Origin of the sequence: Frigoribacterium sp. CFBP 13605 (assembly GCF_014839405.1) — a bacterium.
Lineage (GTDB): Bacteria > Actinomycetota > Actinomycetes > Actinomycetales > Microbacteriaceae > Frigoribacterium.
The window spans coordinates 1-7,063 of sequence record NZ_JACYNS010000119.1 but is presented as its reverse complement, the minus strand read 5'-3'; the positions used below and the strand labels follow the sequence as shown (position 1 = coordinate 7,063).

7 protein-coding genes, 1 tRNA gene and 1 pseudogene are annotated in these 7,063 nt (G+C 72.4%); 8 read left to right on the top strand and 1 reads right to left on the bottom strand.

The window, feature by feature from the left end:
- The 4 genes and pseudogenes from IFT36_RS14400 to IFT36_RS17110 all read left to right on the top strand — a co-directional run.
- Positions 1-300: MogA/MoaB family molybdenum cofactor biosynthesis protein (locus IFT36_RS14400; RefSeq protein WP_249408654.1), on the top strand; the 300-nt coding region annotated here is incomplete at its 5' end.
- Positions 297-791, top strand: coding sequence for a molybdenum cofactor biosynthesis protein MoaE (locus IFT36_RS14395; RefSeq protein WP_082460591.1), 495 nt, complete (start codon positions 297-299; stop codon positions 789-791). The genes IFT36_RS14400 and IFT36_RS14395, both read left to right, overlap by 4 nt.
- Positions 770-1,316, top strand: a pseudogene (locus IFT36_RS17115) (ATP-binding cassette domain-containing protein); the annotation flags it as partial. The gene IFT36_RS14395 and the pseudogene IFT36_RS17115, both read left to right, overlap by 22 nt.
- 191 nt (positions 1,317-1,507) lie before the next feature.
- Positions 1,508-2,662 carry an ABC-F family ATP-binding cassette domain-containing protein gene (locus tag IFT36_RS17110; RefSeq protein ID WP_369794404.1) on the top strand — a complete coding sequence of 385 codons (1,155 nt, stop codon included), beginning with the start codon at positions 1,508-1,510 and terminating at the stop codon, positions 2,660-2,662.
- Positions 2,663-2,697: 35 nt separating this feature from the next.
- Here the strand turns inward: IFT36_RS17110 and IFT36_RS14385 are convergent, their stop codons facing one another.
- Positions 2,698-3,192 (bottom strand): MarR family winged helix-turn-helix transcriptional regulator, encoded by a 495-nt coding sequence (locus IFT36_RS14385; RefSeq protein WP_159827159.1) that lies wholly within the window; start codon positions 3,190-3,192, stop codon positions 2,698-2,700.
- 126 nt (positions 3,193-3,318) lie between these two features.
- Between IFT36_RS14385 and IFT36_RS14380 the strand changes: the two genes are divergently transcribed.
- The 4 genes from IFT36_RS14380 to IFT36_RS14365 all read left to right on the top strand — a co-directional run bounded on the left by IFT36_RS14380 (position 3,319) and on the right by IFT36_RS14365 (position 6,547).
- Positions 3,319-3,390 (top strand) — tRNA-Gln (locus tag IFT36_RS14380).
- A 94-nt stretch (positions 3,391-3,484) separates the two neighbouring features.
- A complete protein-coding gene (locus IFT36_RS14375; RefSeq protein ID WP_123571604.1) occupies positions 3,485-3,973 on the top strand; it encodes a DUF4126 family protein in 489 nt (162 codons plus the stop codon).
- Between the two features lie 121 nt (positions 3,974-4,094).
- Positions 4,095-5,528: a bifunctional UDP-N-acetylglucosamine diphosphorylase/glucosamine-1-phosphate N-acetyltransferase GlmU gene (gene glmU, locus IFT36_RS14370; protein ID WP_056048847.1), complete on the top strand. Its 1,434-nt coding sequence runs from the start codon at positions 4,095-4,097 to the stop codon at positions 5,526-5,528.
- A 41-nt stretch (positions 5,529-5,569) separates the two neighbouring features.
- Complete coding sequence (locus IFT36_RS14365) at positions 5,570-6,547, top strand: ribose-phosphate diphosphokinase (RefSeq protein WP_056048844.1); 978 nt, start codon at positions 5,570-5,572, stop codon at positions 6,545-6,547.
- Positions 6,548-7,063: the final 516 nt, after the last annotated feature.

Genomic DNA, 7,063 nt, shown 5'->3' with positions numbered 1-7,063 from the left:
ACCGGGGTGTCGCCGACCGACGCGACGCCCGAGATGACCCTGCCGCTGCTCGACCGCGAACTGCCCGGCATCGCCGAAGAACTCCGGCGCAGGGGTGCGGCCTCGACGCCCCTGGCCGTCCTCTCCCGGGGGCTCGCCGGCGTGGCCGGCGGCACCTTCGTCGTCAACCTGCCCGGCTCGCGCGGCGGGGTGCGCGACGGGCTCGCGGTCCTCGAGGACGTCCTCGACCACGTGGTCGACCAGTTGCACGGGGTCGACCACGCCCAGAACCGCCATCCCAGTCCCGAGGGGGCCGCATGACCACCGACGATCCGACCCTCCTGCCCGGCGGCGCCTCCGCCGGGGCGCCCGCCGCGCCTCCCGCCTCCGAGCGCGTGCTGCTCGCCCGCGTCGTCGACGTGACCGTGTCGGTGGCCGAGTGCTCCGCGCTCGTGACGAGCCGCGCCTCCGGGGCGGTCGTGACGTTCGAGGGCGTCGTCCGCGACCACGACGAGGGGCGGGGCGTCGAGGCCCTGCACTACGAGGCGCATCCGACGGCGACCGAGGTGATCCACGAGGTCGCGGTCGCCGTGGCCGAGGCGCACCCCGAGGTCGCGATCGCGGTCGAGCACCGCTACGGCGACCTCGTCGTGGGCGACGTCGCGCTGGCCTGCGCCGTGGCGTCGGCCCACCGCGCCGAGGCGTTCGCGGCCTGCGCCGCGCTCGTCGACGAGGTCAAGGCCCGCACCCCGATCTGGAAGCGCCAGGAGTTCACCGACGGCTCGGACGAGTGGGTGGCGTCGCTGGGCTGACCCCGGTCGAGCACCGTCGAGTCGGCCGCCCGGCCCGGGCCGTCTACGCTTCTGTGGTGGCTCATCTACTCGGCGCAGAAAACCTCCGTCTCGAATTCCCGACCAAGGTCGTCCTCGACGGGGTGACCCTCGGCATCGACGAGGGCTCCCGCATCGGTGTCGTCGGCCGCAACGGTGACGGCAAGTCGACGCTCATGTCGGTGCTCGCGGGTCGGCTCGAACCCGACGACGGTCGTGTGACGACCCGCCGCGGCCTGACCATCGGCATGCTCGACCAGCGGGACGTGCTGCCCGAGGGCGCCACGGTCGGCAGCCTGATCGTCGGCGACCGCGACGAGCACGAATGGGCCGGCGACGCGCGCATCCGCGACGTCATCTCGGGCCTCGCCACCGACATCCCGTGGGAGGCGCGGGTCGAGGACCTCTCCGGAGGCCAGCGTCGACGCGTGGCCCTCGCGACCCTGCTCGTCGGCGACTGGGACGTCCTGTTCCTCGACGAGCCCACCAACCACCTCGACGTCGAGGGCGTCGCCTGGCTGGCGCAGCACCTCTCGCGTCGCTGGTCGACGAACTCGGGCGCCCTCGTGGTCGTGACCCACGACCGGTGGTTCCTCGACGAGGTCTCGACCGACACCTGGGAGGTCCACGACGGCATCGTCGAACCCTTCGAGGGTGGCTACGCGGCCTACGTGCTCCAGCGCGTCGAGCGGGACCGCATGGCGTCCGCCTCCGAGGCCAAGCGCCAGAACCTCATGCGCAAAGAGCTCGCCTGGCTCCGTCGCGGGGCCCCGGCGCGCTCGACCAAGCCCAAGTTCCGCATCGACGCGGCCAACGAGCTGATCGCCGACGAGCCGCCCGTGCGTGACGCCGTCCAGCTGTCGCAGATGGCGACCGCGCGCCTCGGCAAGGACGTCGTCGACCTCGTCGAGGTCGGCGTCTCGTTCGGAGACAAGCGCGTGCTGCAGGACGTCGAGTGGCGCATCGCGCCGGGGGAGCGCACCGGCGTGCTCGGCGTGAACGGCGCCGGCAAGTCGACGCTGCTGAAGGTCGTCACCGGGGCCATCGCCCCCACCGAGGGGCGCGTCAAACAGGGCAAGACGGTCAAGTTCGCGATCCTCGACCAGCAGCTCGCCGACCTCCACGAGGTCGCGCACGAGCGGGTGAACGACGTCATCGGCCGGCAGCGCACCTCGTACGTCACCGGGGGCAAAGAGATGACGCCCGGGCAGCTGCTCGAGCGCCTCGGCTTCACCAGCGCCCAGCTGCAGACCCCCATCAAAGACCTGTCCGGTGGCCAGAAGCGCCGCCTGCAGTTCCTGTTGATCCTGCTGAACGAGCCGAACGTGCTCATCCTCGACGAGCCCACCAACGACCTCGACACCGACATGCTCGCCGCGATGGAGGACCTGCTCGACGGTTGGCCCGGCACCCTGCTCGTCGTCTCGCACGACCGGTACCTGCTCGAGCGCGTCACCGACCAGCAGTACGCCGTGCTCGAGGGCCGCTTCCGGCACCTGCCCGGCGGTGTCGACCAGTACTTGCAGCTGCGTCGCGAGGCGACCCAGAACCAAGGAGGCGCGACCGACCGCCCGACGGCCGTCCAGGGGGCCTCGGCGTCCGTCGCGGCCTCGGCCGCCGCCTCCGGCTTGTCGGGAGCCGAGAAGCGCAACGCCGAGAAAGAGCTCGGATCGATCGACCGCAAGCTCGCGAAGGCCTCGGGCGAGCGCGAGACCCTGCTGGCCCAGTTCGCCTCCTTCGACCAGTCCGACTTCGACGGTCTGGCCGCGTTGCAGGCGAAGCTGACGGCGCTCGACCACAAGACGGGCGAGCTCGAGGTGCGCTGGCTCGAGCTGAGCGAGTTGCTGGCGTAGCGAGCGGGCCGGCGTGCTCCGCCGGTCGCCCCGACTCAGTCGCCGAGGGTGAGGCTCAGCGTCCGCAGCAGGTCGGTCAGGCGGCGGCGGTCGTCGTCGCTGAGGTCGCTGAGCAGGGTGCCCTCGGCCGTGACGAGGCGTTCGATCGCGGCGTCGACCGCGCGCCGTCCGTCGCCGGTCATCGTGACCAGGATGCCCCGGCCGTCGTTCGGGTCGGTGCGGCGTTCGACCAGGCCGCGGGCCACGAGCCGGTCGATGCGGTTGGTCATCGCGCCGCTCGAGACGAGGGTCTGCTGCAGAAGCGTCTTGGGGCTCAGCTGGTAGGGGTCGCCGGCCCGACGCAGCGCCGAGAGCACGTCGAACTCCCACGACTCGAGGTCGCTCGCGGTGAACGCCTCGCGACGGGCGCGATCGAGGTGCTTCGACAGCCGCCCGACGCGCGAGAGCACCTGGAGCGGCGCGAAGTCGAGGTCGGGTCGCTCGTGGCGCCACGCCTCGACGATGCGGTCGACCTCGTCCTGCTCGGGCATCCGCCCATCATGCCCGAGGCCGTCGTCGGGTGCGGGAGGCGCGGTGCGGCCCGGCGGGCCCGTCGCCCCACGCGGGCACCTCGGTCGAGTCGTGGTCTGGCAGAATGGACCGGCGCGCACGCGCGGTCCGCCATGGTGTAACGGCAGCACGACAGCCTTTGGAGCTGTTAGGTCTAGGTTCGAATCCTGGTGGCGGAGCCCCGAGCGTCGCAGGTCGCGGTCGGCTCGTCGGGTCCGTCCCGCCCCGACCGCGGGCGCCCTCGGCGTCCATCCGACGACGAGGACTCCAGCCATGTCGAAGACCGATCCCACGCCATCCCTCGTCCGGGCCGTCCTGCTCGGCGTCCTCAGCGGGTCGCGCTCGGCGACGCCGCTCGCCGTCCTGGCCCTGAACCACGACGCCCAGGAGGCGCGGGGCCCCTGGCAGCGCTGGCGCCTGTTCCGCTCACCCCTCGGCCGCGGTGCCCTGGTGGCCGCGGGCGTCGGTGAGCTCGTCGGCGACAAGCTGCCGGCCACGCCGAGCCGGGTCGGTGCCGGCCCGCTGTTCGGTCGAGCGGTCTCCGGCGCCGTCGCGGGGATCGCGATGGCCGGCACCGGCCGTCGGGGCACCCCCGTGGCCGCAGCGCTCGCCGGGGCGTCCGGTGCCCTCGTCGGCAGCTGGCTCTTCTACCGGGCACGCAAGGCCGTCGTCGACGGGACCGGGCTGCCCGACGTCGCCGTCGCGCTCGTCGAGGACGCCGTCGCGGTCTCGGGCTCGGTCGCCGTCGTCCGCTCCCGCTGACTCCTCCCCACCGCGTCTCGGTGTCGGCGGCCTCCCCACGCCGGGTGGGTGACCCGTGGTCGGGCGGCCTCCCGTGGGAGGATCGGCGGTGATCACGCGCCACCCCTCACCAAGGAGCACCATGCCCGAACGCCAGCTCGCCGTCGTCGTCCTCGCCGCAGGGCAGGGCACCCGCATGAAGTCCTCGACCCCGAAGGTCCTGCACCGCCTGGCGGGGCTGCCGCTGATCCAGCACGTGCTCGAGAGCGCCGGCGCGCTCCGGCCCGACCACCTCGTCGCCGTGGTGCGGCACGAGCGCGACCTGGTCGTCGCGAGCGTGCTCGACACCGCCCCGCACGCGCTCGTCGTCGATCAGGACGACGTGCCCGGCACCGGTCGAGCCGTCGAACAAGCGGTGGAGGCGCTGCCCGCCGAGTTCACCGGCGACGTCGTGGTCGTCAGTGCCGACGTGCCCTTCCTCGACCACGCGACGCTCACCGCCCTGCTCGACCAGCACCGTGCCGCCTCCGCCTCGGCGACGCTGCTGAGTGCCGTGCTGCCCGACGCCACCGGCTACGGGCGGGTCGTCCGCCGCGAGTCGGGCGACGTCGACCGCATCGTCGAGCACAAGGACGCCACCGACGACGAGCGGGCCGTGCGCGAGATCAACTCGGGCACCTACGTCTTCACCGTCGCCGCCCTGCGCACCCACCTGCCCCGCATCGGGTCGGCCAACGCGCAGAACGAGAAGTACGTCACCGACATGGTGGGCCTGCTCACCGGTGCCGGCGAGGTCGTCGCCGCACGGGCGATCGACGAGACGTGGCGCCTCGAGGGCATCAACGACCGCGTGCAGCTCGCCGCCGCGGCTCGTCGGCTGAACGACCGCATCGTCGAGCACTGGCAGCGCGAGGGCGTCTCGATCGTCGACCCACAGACCACCTGGATCGACCGCGACGTCTCCCTCAGCCCCGACGTCGAACTGCTGCCGGGCACCCAGCTCCGCGGCGCGACCTACATCGCCCCGGGCGCGGTCGTCGGCCCCGACACCACCCTCGTCGACACCGAGGTGGGCGAGGGGGCGACCGTCAAGCGCACGGACGCGACGCTCGCCGTCATCGGTGCCCGCGCCTCCGTAGGGCCGTTCGCGTACCTGCGGCCCAACACGCTCCTGTCCGCCGACGGCAAGATCGGCACCTTCGTCGAGACCAAGAACGTGCAGATCGGCGCCGGGTCGAAGGTGCCGCACCTCAGCTACGTGGGCGACACCGAGGTGGGCGAGGGGTCGAACATCGGCGCCGGCACCATCACGGCCAACTACGACGGCGTGGACAAGCACCGCACCGAGGTCGGGTCGCACGTCCGCACCGGGTCGCACAACGTCTTCGTCGCCCCCGTTAGGATTGGCGACGGAGCGTACACAGGCGCCGGAACGATCGTCCGCAAAGACGTGCCGGCCGGTGCCCTGGCCTTGAGCATCGCTCCACAGCGCAATGCGAGTGGATGGGTCGAGGCGAACCGCCCCGGCTCGGCGGCTGCCGAGGCCGCCGCTCGCGCCGAACGAACGACCGACTGAACCCGGTCGGGTTGGCCCCTCGGGGCCGGAGAGCGAGTGACGTGTCCGGAATCAAGATCACCGGCGAGAACCGACTCGTTCTGATCTCGGGGCGTGCGCACCCCGAACTGGCCAACCAGATCGCCGCCGAGCTCGGCAGCGAGCTGATCCCGACCGACGCCCGCACCTTCGCCAACGGCGAGCTCTACGCCCGCTTCGACGAGAGCGTCCGTGGCTCGGACGCCTTCGTCATCCAGTCCCACTCGGCGCCGATCAACGAGTGGCTGATGGAACAGCTGATCATGGTCGACGCACTGAAGCGGGCCTCGGCCAAGCGCATCACCGTCGTGGCGCCGTTCTACCCGTACGCCCGGCAAGACAAGAAGGGCCGGGGCCGCGAGCCGATCTCCGCCCGGCTCGTCGCCGACCTCTTCAAGGCGGCCGGAGCGCACCGCATCATGAGCGTCGACCTGCACGCCCCGCAGATCCAGGGCTTCTTCGACGGCCCGGTCGACCACCTCTTCGCCATGCCCGTGCTGCTCGAGCACTTCCGCGCCAAGCTCGACAACACCACCCTGACGGTGGTCTCGCCCGACATGGGCCGCGTCCGCGTCGCCGACATCTGGAGCGAGAAGCTCGACGCCCCCCTCGCGATCATCCACAAGCGCCGTGACCCGTTGGTGCCGAACCAGGTCACCGTCCACGAGATCGTCGGCGACGTCTCGGGTCGCGTGTGTCTGCTGGTCGACGACCTGATCGACACCGGTCGCACCATCGTCAAGGCCGCCGAGGCGCTCAAGGCCAACGGCGCGATCGGCGTCGTGGTCGCCGCGACCCACGCGGTCTTCAGCGACCCCGCCCCCGAGATCCTCAACAGCGAGTTCATCGACTCGGTCGTCGTCACCGACACCCTGCCGCTCACCGAGCACCAGAAGTTCGACAAGCTCGAGATCCTGCCCATCGCCCCGCTGATCGCCCGGGCGATCCACGAGGTCTTCGACAACGGTTCGGTCACCTCGATGTTCGACGGCGCCGCCTAGCCCCACCCCGCCCGACACCTCCCGTCGCCTCGGCGCACGGAGTCGACCGGCCCGACCCGCCTGGCCCCGACCGCCCGGCTCGCCTGGCTCCGACCGCTCGGCTCGCCTGGCTCCGACCGCTCGGCTCGCCTGGCTCCGACCGCTCGGCTCGCCTGGCCCCGACCGCTCGGCTCGCCTGGCCCCGACGGCCCGGCCGCTCGGACCCGACCGGCCCGGCTTGCTCGTCCGATGTCGGCAACTCCGGAGTTCGGCTGCGCCGCGCCTCCTGCGGGCCGTTTCGGCGGTCGTTCTCCTGACTTGCCGACGCGGACCTGCTCGACCCCACCCGGCCGCTCGGCCCCCACCGGCCCGGCCTGCCCGTGCGAGTCGGCAACTCAGGCGATCGGCTGCGCCGCGCCTCCTGCGGGCCGTTTCGGCGGTCGTTGTCCTGACTTGCCGACGGGGACCTGCTCGACCCCACCCGGCCGCTCGGCCCCGACCGGCCCGGCTTGCTCGTCCGATGTCGGCAACTCCGGA

Coding starts and splice junctions, on each gene's coding strand:
- IFT36_RS14395 (WP_082460591.1), top strand. CDS start 297: ATGACCACCGACGATCCGACCCTCCTGCCCGGCGGCGCCTCCGCCGGG.
- IFT36_RS17110 (WP_369794404.1), top strand. CDS start 1,508: ATGGCGTCCGCCTCCGAGGCCAAGCGCCAGAACCTCATGCGCAAAGAG.
- IFT36_RS14385 (WP_159827159.1), bottom strand. CDS start 3,192: ATGCCCGAGCAGGACGAGGTCGACCGCATCGTCGAGGCGTGGCGCCAC.
- IFT36_RS14375 (WP_123571604.1), top strand. CDS start 3,485: ATGTCGAAGACCGATCCCACGCCATCCCTCGTCCGGGCCGTCCTGCTC.
- glmU (WP_056048847.1), top strand. CDS start 4,095: ATGCCCGAACGCCAGCTCGCCGTCGTCGTCCTCGCCGCAGGGCAGGGC.